The organism is Kitasatospora sp. NPDC051853 (assembly GCF_044452665.1).
Taxonomy (GTDB): domain Bacteria; phylum Actinomycetota; class Actinomycetes; order Streptomycetales; family Streptomycetaceae; genus Kitasatospora.
Genome location: NZ_JBITBY010000008.1, coordinates 113,605 through 131,177 on the forward strand (window position 1 = coordinate 113,605; position 17,573 = coordinate 131,177).

At 73.4% G+C, this 17,573-nt stretch carries 13 protein-coding genes; 5 read left to right on the plus strand and 8 right to left on the minus strand.

Going from position 1 to position 17,573, the window contains the following annotated elements; genetic code table 11:
* Window positions 1-5 precede the first annotated feature (5 nt).
* The 4 genes from ACIA8O_RS23230 to ACIA8O_RS23245 form a co-directional block, all read right to left on the minus strand.
* Window positions 6-848: a 1,4-dihydroxy-6-naphthoate synthase gene (locus tag ACIA8O_RS23230; RefSeq protein ID WP_396295851.1), complete on the minus strand. Its 843-nt coding sequence runs from the start codon at window positions 846-848 to the stop codon at window positions 6-8.
* Window positions 845-1,600 (minus strand): futalosine hydrolase, encoded by a 756-nt coding sequence (locus ACIA8O_RS23235; protein WP_396295852.1) that lies wholly within the window; start codon window positions 1,598-1,600, stop codon window positions 845-847. The genes ACIA8O_RS23230 and ACIA8O_RS23235 overlap by 4 nt, the downstream gene beginning before the upstream one ends.
* Window positions 1,597-2,172, minus strand: coding sequence for a hypothetical protein (locus ACIA8O_RS23240; protein WP_396295853.1), 576 nt, complete (start codon window positions 2,170-2,172; stop codon window positions 1,597-1,599). Before ACIA8O_RS23240 ends, ACIA8O_RS23235 begins: the two co-directional genes overlap by 4 nt.
* A gap of 95 nt (window positions 2,173-2,267) precedes the next feature.
* Window positions 2,268-3,698, minus strand: a complete 1,431-nt coding sequence (locus ACIA8O_RS23245; RefSeq protein WP_396295854.1) for an MFS transporter — start codon at window positions 3,696-3,698, stop codon at window positions 2,268-2,270.
* Between the two features lie 308 nt (window positions 3,699-4,006).
* On the opposite strand from ACIA8O_RS23245, the gene ACIA8O_RS23250 reads away from it, so the two are divergent.
* The 3 genes from ACIA8O_RS23250 (at window position 4,007) to ACIA8O_RS23260 (ending at window position 9,097) form a co-directional block, all read left to right on the plus strand.
* On the plus strand, window positions 4,007-4,888 hold the full coding sequence (locus tag ACIA8O_RS23250) for a DUF3027 domain-containing protein (RefSeq protein ID WP_396295855.1): 882 nt from the start codon (window positions 4,007-4,009) through the stop codon (window positions 4,886-4,888).
* A gap of 217 nt (window positions 4,889-5,105) precedes the next feature.
* On the plus strand, window positions 5,106-8,396 hold the full coding sequence (locus ACIA8O_RS23255) for a sacsin N-terminal ATP-binding-like domain-containing protein (RefSeq protein ID WP_396295856.1): 3,291 nt from the start codon (window positions 5,106-5,108) through the stop codon (window positions 8,394-8,396).
* A 62-nt stretch (window positions 8,397-8,458) separates the two neighbouring features.
* Window positions 8,459-9,097, plus strand: coding sequence for a glyoxalase (locus tag ACIA8O_RS23260; protein WP_396295857.1), 639 nt, complete (start codon window positions 8,459-8,461; stop codon window positions 9,095-9,097).
* Here ACIA8O_RS23260 and ACIA8O_RS23265 read toward each other — a convergent pair.
* Both ACIA8O_RS23265 and ACIA8O_RS23270 read right to left on the minus strand, forming a co-directional pair.
* Complete coding sequence (locus tag ACIA8O_RS23265) at window positions 9,094-11,574, minus strand: HAD-IC family P-type ATPase (protein ID WP_396295858.1); 2,481 nt, start codon at window positions 11,572-11,574, stop codon at window positions 9,094-9,096. The genes ACIA8O_RS23260 and ACIA8O_RS23265 overlap by 4 nt on opposite strands.
* Before the next feature lie 52 nt (window positions 11,575-11,626).
* The gene (locus ACIA8O_RS23270) at window positions 11,627-11,914 is read right to left on the minus strand and encodes a DUF2530 domain-containing protein (protein WP_396295859.1); all 288 of its coding nucleotides are present in this window, start codon (window positions 11,912-11,914) and stop codon (window positions 11,627-11,629) included.
* A gap of 178 nt (window positions 11,915-12,092) precedes the next feature.
* Between ACIA8O_RS23270 and ACIA8O_RS23275 the strand changes: the two genes are divergently transcribed.
* Window positions 12,093-13,550 carry an NCS2 family permease gene (locus ACIA8O_RS23275; RefSeq protein ID WP_396295860.1) on the plus strand — a complete coding sequence of 486 codons (1,458 nt, stop codon included), beginning with the start codon at window positions 12,093-12,095 and terminating at the stop codon, window positions 13,548-13,550.
* Window positions 13,551-13,599: 49 nt separating this feature from the next.
* On the opposite strand, the gene ACIA8O_RS23280 is transcribed toward ACIA8O_RS23275, so the two are convergent.
* On the minus strand, window positions 13,600-14,538 hold the full coding sequence (locus ACIA8O_RS23280) for a LuxR C-terminal-related transcriptional regulator (RefSeq protein ID WP_396295861.1): 939 nt from the start codon (window positions 14,536-14,538) through the stop codon (window positions 13,600-13,602).
* Between the two features lie 245 nt (window positions 14,539-14,783).
* Window positions 14,784-15,716: a UTP--glucose-1-phosphate uridylyltransferase gene (locus tag ACIA8O_RS23285; RefSeq protein ID WP_396295862.1), complete on the minus strand. Its 933-nt coding sequence runs from the start codon at window positions 15,714-15,716 to the stop codon at window positions 14,784-14,786.
* Window positions 15,717-16,236: 520 nt separating this feature from the next.
* Between ACIA8O_RS23285 and ACIA8O_RS23290 the strand changes: the two genes are divergently transcribed.
* Complete coding sequence (locus ACIA8O_RS23290) at window positions 16,237-17,475, plus strand: IS701 family transposase (protein ID WP_396295863.1); 1,239 nt, start codon at window positions 16,237-16,239, stop codon at window positions 17,473-17,475.
* The last annotated feature ends 98 nt before the right edge of the window (window positions 17,476-17,573 follow it).

A 17,573-nucleotide genomic window follows, 5' to 3' on the forward strand; every position in this document is an offset into this window, starting at 1 on the left:
TTCGGTCAGAAGTCCAGCGCACCCGGGCCGACGGCGGGGACCAACCCCTCGGCGGCGGCCCGGGTGAGCAGGCCGCGCACCGCGGCGTAGCCGGCCTCGCCCAGGTCGGCGGTGAACTCGTTGACGTAGAGCCCGATGTGCTGGTCCGCCACCGCCGGGTCCATCTCCTGGGCGTGCGCCAGCACGTACTCCCGGGAGGCCTCGGGGTCGTCCCAGGCCATCCGGACCGAGCTGCGGATCGTCCCCGCCAGCTCCGCCAGCCGCTGCGCGCCGAGCGAGCGGCGGGCCACGATGGCGCCCAGCGGGATCGGCAGGCCGGTGGCCAGCTCCCAGGCCTCGCCCATGTCGGCCACCTTGTGCAGCCCGTAGTCCCGGTAGGTGAAGCGGGCCTCGTGGATCACCAGGCCGGCGTCCACCTTGCCGTCCCGGACGGCGGGCATGATCTCGTGGAACGGCAGCACCACGATCTCGCCGAAGCCGCCCGGCACCGCCTGCGCGGCCCAGAGCCGGAACAGCAGGTAGGCGGTCGAGCGCTCGCTCGGCACCGCCACCGTACGGCCCGTCAGCTGCTCCGGCGTCAGTTCCCCGGCGGTGAGCACCAGCGGGCCGCAGCCCCGGCCCAGCGCGCCGCCGCAGGGCAGCAGGGCGTACTCGTCCAGCACCCAGGGCAGCTGGCCGTAGCTGATCTTGAGGACGTCCAGCTCCCCGCGCTCGGCCATCCCGTTGGTGACGTCGATGTCCGCGAAGGTCACCTCCGGCGCCTCGGCGCCGGGCACCAGGCCGTGGGCCCAGGCGTGGAAGACGAAGGTGTCGTTCGGGCAGGGCGAGTACGCGACGCGCAGGGTCACCGCTGGGCCTCCTCGATCAGGGCGCGGTACGGCAGGTGCAGGAAGGCGCGCTCCAGGGCGCCGAGCGCCTCGCCGATCCGCCAGGCCCCGCGGTCCCGGGGGCCGACCGCGTTGGAGACGGTGCGCAGCTCCAGCACCGGCACTCCGTAGCGGGCGGCGGCCTCGGCCACGCCGTGACCCTCCATCGCCTCGGCCACCGCGTGCGGGTGACGGGCACTCAGCGCGGCCGCCCGCTCGGCGGTGCCGGTCACCGTGGAGACGGTCAGCACGGTGCCGGTGGCGGCGTCCAGCGCGTCGGCGGCCAGCCGGACGGCGCCCGCCGGGGGCAGGTGCCGGACGGCCCCGAAGCCCAGCTCGGCGACGCTGCGGAAGCCCTCCGGGGTCTCGGCCCCCAGGTCGCCGGCCACGATCTCCTCGGCCAGCACGATCGAGCCGATCGGGGCCCGGGGCGCGAAGCCGCCGGCGATCCCGGCCGAGATCACCAGGTCGTAGGGGTGCGCGGCCAGCACGGCGGCCACCGAGACGGCGGCCGCGACCGGGCCGACCCCGGCCACCAGCACGTCCACCTCGGTGCCGCTCGCGTGCTCGCTGCGGCGCAGTTCGCCGGCCGACGCCGGCCCCTCCAGGGGGACCGGCCGGGCGCCGTCGCGCAGCCCGCGCAGCACCGCCTCGGCCTCCGCCGCAACGGCGACGGCGACCAGCAGCCGGGGGGTACCCGGCCGCCGGCCGCCGTCTTCGTGAGGACTCGTCACTGCTCGGTGCCGGCGTCCGGCTGCTCGGCGCCGCCGCCGGCCGGGGCGCCCGCGGCGTCCTTGTTCTTGAGCTGGAAGTACCAGACGCCCAGGATGTCGCCGGTCTTCTCGCTGGCCTCGACCACGGTGACCAGGGTCTTCTCGCCGGAGGAGAGCAGGCCCACGGCCGGGAGCGAGCCCGAGTAGGTGGAGCCGGTGCGGCTCGCCGCCAGGGTGGCGCGCTGCTGCTGGCCGCCGTCGGTGAAGGCGAACCAGCCCTTCTCGGCCACCTCGGGGGCGACGCCGACGCCGATCTTGTCGGCGAAGGTGACGTCCGAGACCGGCAGCTCGCCCTTGGCCTTGGCCTTCAGGGCGGCGGCCTGGCACTTGGTCTGGGCGGCCTCGTCCAGCGGCTTGCCGTCGTTGTAGCAGAGCGGGCCGGCCTCGATGGAGGAGCGGCCGACGACCAGGGTGGCCTTGGGCTCGGCGGGCTTGTTCTCGCCGGAGGCGTAGGCGATCGAACCGCCGACCGTGCCGGCGCCGATCACGACCACGGCGCCGAGGGCGGCGATGACACGGGTGCTGAGGCTCATGGGCCGAAGACTACCGGCCACACCCTCCCGGCGAACGTCCGGGTCGCCCGAACGGCGAGCACAACATCAGGAACGGGCCGCCGCCTGCCGGACCGTCAGCCCACCGAGCGGGGGCGGGCCGACGGGTGCGGCGAGGACCTTCCCAGCCTCGTCAGGGACCAGAGCGTCCAGAGCAGCGAGACCGTCAGGAGGGCGGCCGCCACCCCCAGTCCGAGCGAACCGTCCAACGGAAGGGTGATGCCCAGCCCGCCGCCCGCCACCCAGCTGAGCTGGAGCACCGTCTCCGAACGGGCGAACGCCGAGGTCCGCACCGCCTCCGGCACGTCCCGCTGGATCAGCGCGTCCAGCGCCAGCTTGCCCAGCGAGGCGGCCGCCCCGGCGGTCGCGGCCACCAGGGCCACCGTCAGCAGCCCGTACCAGAGGGCCGCCGTGAAGGCCGCCGCGGTGGCCAGCAGCAGCGCGACCGTGACGATCGCCTCCGAGCGCCGGGTGCGCAGCCAGGAGCCCAGCGCCGAGCCGAGCGCGTTGCCCGCCCCGGCGCAGGCCGCCACCACCCCGATCGCCACCGTCGGCCGCAGCCCGGCCACCGGGTCGCTGCGCAGCAGGAAGGCCAGGAACATCACCAGGAAGCCGACCAGCGCCCGCAGCGAGGAGACCGCGCGCAGCGCCAGGATCACCGAGGGGCCGACCGTGCGCAGCCGGGCCTTGCGCGGGGCGTGCTCGGGGGAGTGCAGCACGGCCCGCTGCTCGCCCTTGGCCGAGTCCACCGCGTGCGGCAGGTGAAAGGCCATCAGGGTGCCCACCACGAAGACCAGGAAGGCCCCGCGCAGCGGCCAGGCCGGCCCGATCAGGTGGAGCAGCCCGCCCACCCCCGCGCCCAGCATCCCGGCCATCAGCCCGGCCAGGGTCACCCGGGAGTTGGCCTTCACCAGCGAGAGCCCCGGTGGCTGCAGCCGGGGCACCACCACGCTGCGCACCACCCCGTACGCCTTGGAGGCGACCAGCACCCCGAGCGCGGCGGGGTACAGGGTGAGGCTGCCGCTGATCACCGGCCCGGCCATGGTCCACGAGAGCACCGCCCGGGCCAGCATCGACATCGCCATCGCGGAGCGGCGGCCGTGCGGCATCCGGTCCAGCAGCGGGCCGATCACCGGGGCGAGCAGCGCGAACGGGGCCATGGTGACCAGCAGGTAGAGGGCGACCCGGCCGCGGGCCTCCCCGGTCGGCACCGAGAAGAAGACGGTGGAGGCCAGCGCGATGGCGATCAGCATGTCGCCGAAGGAGTTCAGCGCGTGCAGCTCGATCAGCTTGGCCAGGCCCGACTCGCCCGCGCCCTCGGCGGAGGTGGCCCGGCGGATCCGCCGCCCGGTGCCGTGCACCACCCGGCCCGTCCGGGCCCCGGCCGCGGAGGCACCGCGCACCAGCAGACCGCGCCGGGGCGTCTTCGGTCCACCCTCCGACGGCGACCCGCTGTCGCCGGCCGGCGGGACGGGTATCGGTGGGGTCTCGTCCGCCACACAGCCCATCCTGCCCGAGAATGCGCCCGGTGACGCGGGGCGCCACGGAGATCAACGGGGCTCCGTCGGGTCCGGACGCGGAGCCGGACTGTCCCGGGTGGCCGACCGGCGGGTAGCCTGCACTACGCGCGTGCACTGCCCGGTGGGCGGCGCGGCCGGTCACCGGAAGGAAGCGGGTCGCGCAGAATAAGGGTGACGGTGCCCGTGCGGCCGGGTCTCCCGGCAGGCCGACCCGTACGGGGCGGCGCCGACAGACCGTGGGCAAATGGGCCGCAGGCCACAGAACTTGGGAGAGAATCGACGCCGTGAGTGCTGCGATGCGAAGCCGTACCCCCGACCGGCTCTGTGCCGAGGCCGTCGAACTCGCCCGCCAGTCCGCCGTCGACACGGTCGGCCCGGAGAGCGTCGGGGCCCACCTGGGCGCCCGCGCCGACGGCGAGCGGGTCGTCACCCACACCTTCGAGTGCCTGGACGCGGCCTACCGCGGCTGGCACTGGGCCGTGACGGTGGCCCGCGCCCCGCGCGCCAAGAACGTCACCCTGGACGAGACCGTGCTGCTGCCCGGCCCCGACGCGGTGCTCGCACCGCAGTGGGTGCCGTGGAGCGAGCGGCTGCGGCCCGGCGACATGGGCCCCGGCGACCTGCTGCCCACCGACGCGGACGACCTCCGCCTGGAGCCCGGCTGGACCGGCGAGGACGAGCCGGCCCCCAACTCGGTCGCCGCCCTCGACGCCACCGAGGACCTGCTGGTCAGCCCCGCCGAGGCCACGGTCACCCCGGCCCGCGGCAGCATCGGCGCGCTCGCCGAGGAGCTCGGCCTCGGCCGCTCCCGGGTCCTCTCCCGGCTCGGCCTGCACCAGGCGGCCGACCGCTGGGAGACCGCCCACGGCCCGCAGACCCCGATGGCGCAGGCCGCCCCCGCGAACTGCACCAGCTGCGGCTTCCTGATCCCGATCGGCGGCTCGCTCGGGCAGGCCTTCGGCATCTGCGGCAACGAGTTCGGCCCCGCCGACGGCCAGGTCGTCTCCCTCGCCTACGGCTGCGGCGGCCACTCCGAGGCCGCCGTCATCCCGGCCCCGCCGGCCCCCGCCGAGCTCATCCTCGACGAGCTCCAGGTCGAGCCGCTCCACCTCCACCCCGACCGCACCAGCGGCTCCGTCGAGCCCGACGCCCCCACCGAGGAACTCGGCCACTCCTGACGCACGCCCGGAAGGGCAGCGACCTCAGGGGCGCGGGGAACTGCGCGGGTCGGAAGGCGGCCCACCTGCAACTGAGGGCACGTCAGCCGGTTGCAGGTGCTGCCGTTCCCCCGCGCGCAGTTCCTCGCGCCCCCGGTATCACCACTGCCGTGCGCCGAGTGCTCCCGGGCGGGGGAGAATGCCTCCCTACAGCAGTCCAGGGGAAGGCGGCAGTGCAGTGGAGCCTCGGATCATCGGCGGCGGCAGCGACGGGCAGGCGGCCGATCCCTTCGACACGGCCACCCTGCGGCGCCGGGTGCTGGACGCCTGGACGGCCGCCCCGGCCCGCTTCCGGGAGGACGCGAACGCCGAGGAGGAGCTGGCGCTCGGGGGCTACCGGGACCGGCTGATCGTGGAGTTGGCGCAGAACGCCGCCGACGCGGCGGCCCGCGCCGGCCATGGCCCCGGCCGCCTCCGGCTGGCCCTCCGCGACGGGGTGCTGGCGGCGGCCAACACCGGGGCGCCCCTGGACGCCGCCGCGGTGGAGTCGCTCTCCACCCTCCGGGCCTCCTCGAAGCGTTCGGACGAGGCCCCCACCGTCGGCCGCTTCGGCGTCGGTTTCTCCGCCGTCCTGGCCGTCACCGACGCGCCGGCGGTGCTGGGTTCGCACGGCGGCGTCCGCTGGGACCTCGCGGAGGCGCAGGCGCTCACCGAGGCCCGGCCCGAGCTGGTGGAGGAGCTGCGCCGCCGGGAGGGCCACGTCCCGCTGCTGCGGCTGCCGTTCCCGGCCGAGGGCGCGGCGCCGTCCGGGTACGACACGGTGGTGGTGCTGCCGCTGCGGGACGCCGCCGCCGAGGACCTGACCCGCCGTCTGCTGGCCGGGGTCGACGAGGCGCTGCTGCTCACGCTGCCGGGGCTGGCCGAGGTGACCGTGGAGACGCCGGAGGGCGTCCGCCGGCTGACCCGGGAGGCGGACGAGCAGCAGCCGGAGGGCATCGGCACCGTCACGCTGGCCGACGGCGACCGCACCACCACCTGGCAGACCGTCACCCTGTCGGGGGCGACCGCGCCCGAGCTGCTGACGGACCGTCCGACCGAGGAGCGGGCCCGCCCGTTCTGGTCGGTGACCTGGGCGGTGCCGGTGGACGCGGCGGGTGTCCCGCAGCCGCTGACCACGGCCCCGGTGGTGCACGCGCCGACCCCGAGCGACGAGCCGCTCGGGGTGCCCGCGCTGCTGATCGCCGGGTACCCGCTGGACTCGACCCGCCGGCACGTCGCGCCGGGCCCGCTCACCGACTTCCTGACCGAGCGGGCCGCCGACGCCTACGCCGACCTGCTCCGGGCCCGCGGCGGCGACCTCGGCTCGCTGGGCCTGGTGCCGGGCCCGCTGGGCCAGGGCGCGCTGGACAACGGGCTGCGGGCGGCGATCCTGCGGCGGCTGCCGGCCACGCCGTTCCTGCCGCACCCGGCTCCGGTGGAGGAGGGCACCCCGGCGCTGCGCCCGCGGGACGCGACGGTGCTGGAGGGCGCCGACCGCAGTGTGGTGGAGGCGCTGGCACCGATCTTCCCGGGCCTGCTGCCGGCCGGCCTGGAGCGCCGGACCGAGCTGCGGGTGCTGGAGGTGCGCCGGGTGCCGCTGGCCGAGGTGGTGGACCAGCTCGGCGGGCTGGAGCGCGAGCCGGCCTGGTGGCGCAACCTCTACGCGGCGCTCGGCGGGGCCGACCCGGAGGCGCTGGGCGCACTGCCGGTGCCGCTGGCGGACGGCCGGACGGTGACCGGGCCGCGCCGGGTGCTGCTGCCCTCGGACGCGGCCGACTGGGAGGGTTACGAGGGCTACCCGGAGACGCTGGCCGAGGCGCTCGGCCTGCTGGACCTGCGGCTGGCCCACCCGGAGGCCGCGCACCCGCTGCTGGCCAAGCTGGGGGCCGGCACGGCCACTCCGGCCGGGGTGCTGGACACCCCCGAGGTGCGGGCCGCGGTGGCCCGTTCGCTGGAGCTGGGCGAGGACGACTTCGAGGCCGCGGTGGACCTGGCCGACGCGGTGCTGGCCCTGGTGAAGGCGGCCGGGGCCACTCCGGGCGAGCACCCGTGGCTGGCCCGGCTGGCGCTGCCGGACGACGAGGGCGAGCTCTCCCGGGCGGGCGAGCTGATCCTGCCGGACTCCGCGCTGGCCGCGCTGGCCCGGGAGGAGGACGCCGGGTACGTGGACGAGGACCTGCTGGAGCGCTGGGGCCCCGACGTACTGGCCGCCGCGGGCGCGTTGAGCGCCTTCGTGCTGGTCCGGGCCGAGGACGTGGTGCTGGACCCGGACGACCTGGAGCGGCTGGACCCGACCGCCCCCGCCGACCGCGCGGCCGGCGGCCGTCCGACCGGCCTGCTGGACGAGGCCCCGGACGGTCTGGCCGAGTGGTGCGAGGACGCCCTGGAGGCCCTGCACGCCGACGACAGCGGGGAGTTGGGGGTGCCGCCGGTGGCCGCCGAGCTGCTCGCGGTGCGGGACCTGGACCTGGTGGACGACGCGGCCTGGCCCGAGGCGCTGGCCCTGCTGGCCCGCCCGCCGTACCGGGACGCGGTGGTCAACCCGGTGCGGACCCTGCTGCCGGACGGCCGGTACGTGGACCTGCCGCCGTACACCGCCTGGTGGCTGCGCGACCACCCGGTGCTGGACGGCCGGGAGCCCGCCGGGCTGCGCGCGGCCGGGGCCGACCCGCTGCTGCGCGGTCTCTACGACGAGGCCCGCACCACGCTGGACGAGACCTTCCTGCACGCGCTCGGGGTGCGCACCACGCTGGCCGCGCTGCTGGCCGAGCCGCACGGTCCGGAGGAGCTGCTGGACCGGCTGACCGATCCGGCCTCCTTCGTGAGCCACCGTCAACTGCACGGCATCCACACGGCCCTGGCCGCCGTCGCGGTCGAGCGGATCGAGCCGCTGCACACCGTGCGGGCCGTCCCGCCGATGGACCCGGAGACCGGCCGCCGCCCGGACGACACCGTGCTGGTGGACGCCACCGAGGCGGTGGTGGCGGACGCCCCGGACCTGGTGGAGCTGCTGCACGACCACCCGCTGCTGCCGGTGGAGCCGTCGCTGGCACCGGAGTTGGCCGAGCGGCTGCACGTCTCGCTGGCCAGCGAGGTGGCCGGCGGCCGGGTGCTCTCCGAGGGCACCCTGCACCGGACCCCGGCCGTGGTGCGGGAGTTGCTGCCCGGCTGCCCGGCCGTCTACGAGGAGCATGACGAGCTCCTGGTGGTCGGCCCGGACGGCGGCGAGGCCGCGGTCGGCTGGCGTTGGGACACGGCCGCCCAGGCGCCGGAGCTGCCGTACGACCCCGAGGAGGCCGAAGCCGGCGACGAGGACGACGAGTTCGAGGTCCCGCCGGTGCCCGGCCTGTTGCACGCCGCCACCCCCGAGGGCCTGGCGGCGGGCCTGGCCTGGTCGGTCGGCCAGTGGCACCGCCGTTTCGAGGTGCTCGCCGCGCTGACCGAGCCGGACCGGGCGTACGAGCTGCTGGCGGCGCGCGACTACGAGTGAGGGGAGTGCGCGCACGAACCTTCATGTGCGCCGAGGGGGACGGTTGGGCTAGCTTCGCGGGCATGACGAGCGCGAACGAGACGACCGTCCCCATCCTCCCCTGCGCCGCCGTCGACGAGACGGTGGAGTTCCTGGAAGCCCTCGGCTTCGAGGTGACGTACCGCCAGACCCGCCCGTACCTCTACCTGGCCTTCGGCCGGGGCGGCGTCCACCTGCACTACGCCAAGCCGCCGCAGGGCCACGACCCGGCCGCCGAGGACGGCGGTGCCTGCCTGGTCTTCGTGGACCGGGTGGCCCCGTACCACGCCGAGTTCAAGGCCGGGCTGAAGGAGCGCTACGGTCGGGTGCCCTCGGCCGGGCTGCCCCGGATCACCCGCTACCGGGAGGGCGCCAGCCGCTTCACCCTGGTCGATCCGTCGGGGAACTCGCTGATCTTCGTCCAGCGGGACGAGCCGATGGAGCTGGAGTACGGCGGATCGTCCGAACTCACCGGCGTGGCCAAGGCTTTGGACAACGCCCGGATCCTGGTCGAGTTCAAGAACGACGACCGGGCCGCCTTCCGGGCGCTCTGCTCCGCCTACCGGCGGCACGCGGCCGGTGCCGAAGCGGAGCTGCGGGCCGCCGTGGTGGCCGAACTCACCGACCTGGCGGGACGGTTGGGGGAGGAGGAGAAGCTCGCGGCGGTGCTCGGTGAGGGTTAGCTGGCCTCGCCGGTGCGCTTGACGATCACCCGCCAGACCACCTCCAGCAGCAGCCCGGCCGCCACCGCGATGCCGACGCCGATCCACGGGTCACGCGTCCCGGCCAGCGAGAGCTGGAAGAAGTCGGAGAGCCAGGGCACCACCAGGACGAGCGCGAAGGCGCCGCCCATGGTGCCGATCAGTGCCAGCCGCCACCAGGTGTAGGGGCGGGCCACGATGGCCAGCACCCAGATGGCGACCAGGAAGAGGGTCAGGGTGGCCACGCTGGTGTCGGCCTTGAGGTCGGTGGCGTGGTTGGCCCGGGCCAGCATGTAGGCGGTGAAGGTGGCCGTCCCGGCGATCGCCCCGCCCGGGACGGCCAGGCGCAGCACCCGGCGGACGAAGCCGGTCCTGGCCCGTTCGTTGTTGGGGGCCAGCGCCAGGAAGAAGGCCGGGATGCCGATGGTCAGCGAGGAGAGCACGGTGGAGTGCCGGGGCAGGAACGGGTACGGCACGTGGGTGAGGACCACCAGCAGGGCCAGCAGCACCGAGTAGACCGTCTTCACCAGGAAGAGGTTGGCCACCCGCTCGATGTTGCCGATCACCCGGCGGCCCTCGGCCACCACCGAGGGCAGGGTGGCGAAGGAGTCGTTCAGCAGCACGATCTGGGCCACCGCGCGGGTGGCCTCGCTGCCGGAGCCCATCGCCACGCCGATGTCGGCGTCCTTGAGCGCCAGCACGTCGTTGACGCCGTCGCCGGTCATCGCCACGGTGTGGCCGCGGGACTGCATGGCGCCGACCAGTTCGCGCTTCTGCTGGGGCGTCACCCGCCCGTACACGGTGGTGTGCTCGGCGACCTCGGCCAGCTCCTCCGGGTCGGTCGGCAGCGTCCGGGCGTCCAACGGCCTTTCCGCGCCCGGGAGTCCGAGGTGGGCGGCGACCGCGCCGACCGAGACGGCGCTGTCGCCGGAGATGACCTTGGCCTCGACCTTCTGGCTCTCGAAGTACCGCAGGGTGTCGGCGGCGTCGCCGCGCAGCCGCTGCTGGAGCACCACCAGGCCGAGCGGCTGCAGGGAGGCCGCCGGGTCGTCCTCCAGCGGGGCTTCGCTGCGGCCGAGCAGCAGCACCCGCAGTCCGCGCGAGCCCAGCTCGTCCACCTCGGTCAGCGCCGGGTGCCCGGTGGGCAGCAGTACGTCCGGGGCGCCGAGCAGCCAGCTGGCCTCGGTGCCGGCCGGCTCCAGCAGCCGCACCCCGCTCCACTTGCGGGCCGAGGAGAACGGCACCGCCTCCAGCACCCGCCAGCGCTCGCCCGCGCTGCCGTCGCCGTAGGCGTCGATCACCGCCTGCATGCTGGGGTTGGGCCGGGCGTCCGCGCCGCCCATCGCGCCGAGCGCCTGCTTCAGCACCGCCGGGTCGCCCAGCAGGTGGTTGGCGAGCGGGGCCCCGGGGCTCAGGTGCGGGGCGGCGCCGTCCAGGGTGCGCAGCTCGACCACGTCCATGCCGCCCTCGGTGAGGGTGCCGGTCTTGTCCAGGCAGACGGTGTCCACCCGGGCCAGCCCCTCGATCGCGGGCAGCTCCTGCACCAGGCACTGCTTGCGGCCGAGCCGGATCACGCCGATCGCGAAGGCCACCGAGGTGAGCAGCACCAGCCCCTCGGGCACCATCGGCACGATGCCGGCCACCATCCGCCGGACCGCCTCGCGCCAGTCGTTCTTCTCCACCGCGAGCTGACTGACGATCAGGCCGATCGCGGTGGGCACCAGCAGCCAGGTGATGAACTTGAGGATGGAGTCGATGCCGCTGCGCAGCTCCGACTTCACCAGGGTGAACCGGCTGGCCTCCTCGGCCAGCTGGGCCGCGTAGGCCTCCCGGCCGACCTTGGTGGCGGTGAAGGCGCCGGCCCCGGCCACCACGAAGCTGCCGGACATCACCTGGGCGCCGGGCTGCTTGAGCACCGGGTCGGGCTCGCCGGTGAGCAGCGACTCGTCGATCTCCAGGCCGTCGGCCTCGGTGACCACGCCGTCCACGATCACCTTGCCGCCGATGCCGAGCAGCACGGTGTCGTCCAGCACGATGCCGGCCACCGGGACCTGCTGGGCGGTGCCGTCCCGGCGGACCTGCGGCTTGGCCTCGCCGATCAGCGCCAGCCCGTCGAGGGTCTTCTTGGCGCGCAGCTCCTGGATGATGCCGATCGCCGTGTTGGCCACGATGACCAGGCCGAACAGTCCGTCCTGGATCGGCCCCACCACCAGGATGATGCCGAACATGATCCCGATGATCGCGTTGAACCGGGTGAAGACGTTGGCCCGGACGATCTCCCTGACGGACCGGCTGGAGCGCACCGGTACGTCGTTGACCTGGCCGCGGGCCACCCGCTCGGCGACCTCGGCGGAGCTCAGACCGCCCCGGCGGGCCGGGCCGCCGCCGATCGCTGACGCACCTTCAGGCCGGGCGTCCCCACCGGGGTCGGTCGCCGTGTTCTCCGCGGGATGGGTCATGGGACCGACTCTAGGTGGGCGATTTGTCCGGTGCGCCCTCCTGAGGGGCCATTCAGTCCGTCCGAGTGGCGGGGTCCGTCTCCGCCTCCGCCGCCTCCGCCGCACGGGCCCGGCGGATGGCGTCGCGGCGGGCCCGGCAGTACCAGAGGCCGATCAGCCCGAGGCCGGCGCCGGCCAGGCAGATCCACGGCCAGCGGCCGTGGCCGTTCTGCTCCAGCGTGGAGTGGAAGGGGAGGAGTACCAGGAAGGCGAGGAACCAGAGCGCCGTGCCGCCGCCGACGATCGCGACGTCGTTGGCTTCCAGGGGCGGCGGAGAGGGGCGGACAGCGGTCTTCGGCATGCGGCCCAGGGTAAGGGGTGCGCCTCGCTCCGGGTCCGCGCCTGGAGGAAGCTCCAAACAAAACCCGTCGAAGTGTGCTCGTCATGGTCGCTTTCTACGCGCGGAGATGGCGCGTGCACGACCGAGAAACACATACTTGTGGCCTCCTCACCTCCCCCACATCTGACGAGGCCCCCCGATGTCTCCGCAGGCCCAGCCGACCGCCGTGTCGCCCGAGCCGTCCACGACGCCGCAGCCCAGCGGCCCGCTGGACCGTTTCTTCAAGATCTCCGAGCGGGGCTCCACGCTCGCCCGCGAGGTCCGTGGCGGCGTCGCCACCTTCTTCACCATGGCCTACATCCTGGTGCTCAACCCGATCATCCTGGCCAGCGCCGTGGACATGAACGGGACGCACCTGGACAGCGCCCAGCTGGTCACCGCGACCGCGCTCACCGCCGGTCTGACCACCCTGCTGATGGGCGTGATCGGCAACGTGCCGATCGGCCTGGCGGCCGGCCTCGGGGTGAACACCATCGTGGCCCTCCAGCTCGCGCCCCGGATGACCTGGCCGGAGGCCATGGGCATGGTGGTGCTGGCGGGCTTCGCGATCATGATCCTGGTCGCCACCGGCCTGCGCGAGCGGGTGATGAACGCGGTGCCGCTCGGCCTGCGCAAGGCCATCGCGATCGGCATCGGCCTCTTCATCAGCCTGGTCGGCCTGGTGGACGCTGGCTTCGTCAGCCGCATCCCGGACGCCGCGCACACCACCGTCCCGCTCCAGCTGGGGAGCAACGGTCACCTCAACGGCTGGCCGGTGCTGGTCTTCATCCTCGGCCTGCTGCTCACCCTGGTGCTGGTGGTCCGCAAGGTGCCGGGCGCCATCCTGATCTCCATCGTGGTGATGACCGGCGTGGCCGTGGTCATCAACGAGGCCGCCACCATCGCGCCGATGAACTGGGGCCTGACGGTGCCGAGCTGGCCGGGCAACCCGGTGGCCGCGCCCGACTTCGGGCTGGTCGGCCAGGTCAGCCTGTTCGGCGGCTTCTCGAAGGTCGGCGTCCTGACGGGCAGTCTGTTCGTCTTCACCGTGCTGATGTCCTGCTTCTTCGACGCGATGGGCACCATCCTCGGCGTGGCCGACGAGGCCCACCTGCTGGACGAGAAGGGCGACCTGCCCGGCATCAACAAGGTGCTGATGGTGGACGGCATCGCCACCGCGGCCGGCGGTGCGACCTCCTCCTCCGCCAACACCTGCTTCGTCGAGTCCACCGCGGGCGTCGGCGAGGGGGCCCGGACCGGCTTCGCCTCGATCGTCACCGGTGCGCTCTTCCTGGTGGCGCTCTTCCTGACCCCGCTGGCCACCATGGTCCCGGCCCAGGCGGCCACCCCCGCGCTGGTCACGGTCGGCTTCCTGATCCTGGCCAACTCGGTCCGGGACATCGACTGGTCGGACTTCACCATCGCGATCCCGGCCTTCCTGACCATGGTCATGATGCCGTTCACCTACAGCATCACCAACGGGATCGGCTTCGGCTTCATCGCCTTCTGCGTGCTGCGCGCGGCGACCGGCCGCGGCCGCGAGGTGCCGGTGGCGCTCTACGCGGTGGCCGGCGTCTTCGCCTTCTACTACCTGATGCCGGCCCTCGGCCTGGGCTGACGGTACGTCAGGGCCCTTCCCGGCCGCTCAGAACGCCGCCCGGCCGGCCTCAGTGGATGAGGCCGAGCCGGGCGGCGATCATTCCGGCCTGGAAGCGGCTGTCCGCCCCGATCGCCTTCATGATCCGGCAGACCACCCGGTTGACCGTGCGCAGCGAGACGGTGAGGTTGCGCGCGATGGTCTCGTCGGTGGCGCCGGTGGCCAGCATCCGGAGCACCGCCTGCTCCTGCGGGCCGAGGTTGAGCTCGGCGGTGATGGTGCCGGCCTCCTCGTAGCTGGAGTGCTGCCAGCAGTACTCGAAGACCGAGATCAGGGCGCGTACCAGCGCCTCGCCCTCGATCGCCATCGCGCCGGCCTTGCCGTTGTTCGGGTCGATCGGGATGATCACCCGGCGCCGGTCGAAGATGATCATCCGGAACGGCACGGTGGGCGAGAGCCTGACCTCGTAGCCGGCCATCCGGATGTCGGTCAGGTGCTTGGCGATCCTCGGCACGCCGGCCAGGCTCTGCTGGTAGATGGTGCGCAGGTCCAGCCCGCGGTCCACCAGGCTCTTGGTCCGGGTGGCGGCTTCGGCGGACTGGGCCGGGGCCATGGCGGGGGCGGGGTGCATGGTGAGGATCTGCTCGCGGGCCAGCTCGGTGGCCTTGTTGAGGTAGACCGCGACGCTGCGCAGGTCGGTCAGCATCTCGACGGCGACCGGGCCGGGTGACCAGAAGTTCAGCGGCATGAAGCTGCTGAGGATCTCGGCCAGACCGGCCCGGGCCACGGCCATCTGTTCCAGGTTGGCGGCGAGTTCGCGTTCGGCGTCGTTGATCAGCCGCATGGCGGCGACCTGCGAGCCGAGCAGCACGAACTCGGGGGTCTCCTCGGAAGGGAATTCCACCAGCCCGAGCGAGGCCAGGTAGTCGATCCCCCGGCGGGCGTCCTCCGGTTCCAGGCCGACGGCCTCGGCCGCCTGCTGGATCTGCCAGGAGCCGCGCTGCTCCATGGCGCCGTAAATGCTTGCGGCGATTTCCTTGTCTGTTCTGCCGCTCCGCGGGGCCCTGCCGCTCTTCTCTCTGACCGACTCCGTATTCACCGTTCCCCCAGTCTCTATCGTCCTCCCGCCGGTCAGGATAGCGCGACGGAGAGTGTCCGAGGGATATGCCTAGGTGACCGGAAAATCTCGCGGTCCCTATCGCGGGGTGAGCTGTCGCAAATAGCGCCAGGGGGTCGGAATACGCTCTTCTGGGGCTAAACCGGTACGGCGTCGTCCGCATAGAAGGGCATCGAGGCGGTGACGTACTCCTGCAGCCAGCGGCGGAACGGGTCGCCCAAGTCCTCGCGCTCGCAGGCGAGTTGGACGACGGCCCGGAGGTACTCCAGCCGGTCGCCGGTGTCGTAGCGGCGGCCGCGGAAGACCACGCCGTGCACCGGGCCGCCGATCGAGGGGTCGGCGGCGAGCTGCTGGAGGGCGTCGGTGAGCTGCACCTCGCCGCCCCGGCCGGGCTCGGTCCTGGCCAGCACGTCGAAGACCGCCGGGTCGAGCACGTAACGGCCGATCACCGCGTAGTTGCTGGGGGCCTCGCCGGGGGCCGGCTTCTCCACCAGGCGGTCCACCCGGAGCACGTCGGCCTGGCCGGTGCCGTGGACGGCGGCGCAGCCGTAGAGGCCGATCTGGCTCTCGTCCACCTCCATCAGGGCCACCACGCTGCCGCCGTGCTCGGCCTGGACGTCGACCATGCGGCTGAGCAGCGGGTCCCGCGGGTCGATCAGGTCGTCGCCGAGCAGGACGGCGAAGGGCTCGTTCCCCACGTGCGGGGCCGCGCAGAGCACGGCGTGGCCCAGGCCGCGCGGGTCGCCCTGGCGGACGTAGTGGATGGCGGCGGGGGAGGTGGCGCGCTGGACCTGGGCCAGCCGGCCGAGGTCGCCCTTGTGCCGGAGCGCCTCCTCCAACTCCCAGTTCCGGTCGAAGTGGTCCTCCAGCGGGCGCTTGTTCCGGCCGGTGATCATCAGGACGTCGTGGATGCCGGCGTCCACCACCTCCTCCACCACGTACTGGATGGCCGGCCGGTCCACGACCGGCAGCATCTCCTTGGGGGTGGCCTTGGTGGCGGGCAGGAAGCGGGTGCCCAGCCCGGCGGCGGGGATGACCGCCTTGCTGATTCCTCTGCGGGGTGTGGTCATGGCCGGGACCGTAGCCGGGCGGGAGGCCCGCCGCCCACGGGCCGGGGGCCCGGCCCGCGTACTCATCCACCTGTGCGAATGGACCCGGTGAGGTAGCCCCGGGGGTATTGACCGGGCGCGGTCATTTTACTATTCCATGGGAATTCTGCGGAAGAGGCTTCACTCGGCGAAAGATCGGATTAGTCTTTGACCGTGCACCGGCGAGGACGCCGCCGCCCAACGTGTCGTCTTTGCGACAGGGCGTGATCATGTCCCCGGGTTTCGTTGCCTCCGTGTGACCAGGGGCGGCACCATTGAATCTGACAGAGAACGAACGCAGATTCGTCACCTTCCTGGGGGAAACAAATGGCCCGCTTCGGCCTTCGGTTCACTGCGCTCATTTGCATGTTGATAATCGCCGTCAGTGCCATGTATGCCGCTTCTTATGACGGGCTCGAAGTCAAGGCTCCGGTCTACCTCGCGGACCCGGGCGACCCCGGCTGCTGCTGATCCGCAATGAACCCGGACGGGGGATGAGAAAATGGCACAGGAACGAGTCGGTCAGGTCGATTGCACGGGGCTGCCGGAATTCTGTTCGGAGGCCTTCGCCTCGCTCGGCCGGGCCGATCAGCGGAACGCGGCGGAAACCTATGTCCGGGGCCTGCTGCACTGCGACGGGCGGAAGACGATCCCGCGGCTGGCAGTGGCGTCGCCCGGCCGGAGCGAGCAGTCGCTCCAGCAGTTCATCAACCAGAGCCCGTGGGAGCACGGTCCGGTCCGGAAATGGCTGGCGGAACGCATGGTCCGCGATTTCCGTCCGGAGGCCTGGGTGGTCGGCGAATTGGCCTTCCCGAAGCACGGCCGGTACTCGGCGGCGGTGGAGCGGCAGTACGTCCACTCGCACGGACGGGTCCGCAACTGCCAGCTGGCGATCATGGTCGGCATGCAGGTCGACGGCGTCACCGTCCCGGTGAACTGGAGCCTGACCATCCCCGAGCAGTGGGGGCAGGACGACGAGCGGCGCTCCCGGGCGAAGGTGCCCGACAGTGAGCTGCCCCGTCCCTACTGGCAGTACCACGTCGAACTGCTCGACGACATGGCCCTGGACTGGGGCGTTCCCGAGGCGCCGATCCTGCTGGACGCCCGGCACCGCCCGCTGGAGTGGTACCTGGCCGCACTGGAGATGCGGGCCCAGACCTACCTCGCCCAGGTGAGCCCGAACGAACTGGTGCAGCCCGCTGACGCCAGCTGGGCCCGCGGCAGCGGACGGATCGTCAACAGCCAGGGCGCCCGCGCCCGGGCCCGGACGGTGGCCGACATCGCGGCCGGGGTCGGCAACGTCACCCCCGAGACCCTCTACTGGCGCGACGCCGGCGGCCACACGCTGCGCTCGCAATTCCTGGTCATTCCGGTCCAGGTCCTGGTCGGCAGCGGCCGGCCGGCCGGAAGCAAGGCGCTGCTGGCGAATAGGCTGCTGATCGTGGAATGGCCGCTCGGCAAGCCGAGCCCGCGGGGTTACTGGCTCACCAACATCCGGGGCGCGTCGCTGCGCGAATTGGTCCGGTTGGCCAAGCAGGTGTCCACCGCCACCCCGCAAGCGGCGGAACTCGCTTCCGGTTACGGCCTGTTCGACTACGAGGGCCGCACGTTCAACGGCTGGCACCACCACGCCACGATGGTGAGCGCCGCGCTCGATTACGACATTCTCAACGGCGCCCACCTGGGGCGGGACGAATTCGAGGAGAGTCCGGCCCCCGAGCTCACCGAACTCGTCCGTTGACCTGACGCAGTGCGTCAGGGGGGTGTCCGGCCCCGTAAAGGGGCCGGGAGCGCTGGCTAGCCTGCGCTCTGGACAAGCCGCATTTCGACTGGGACGGC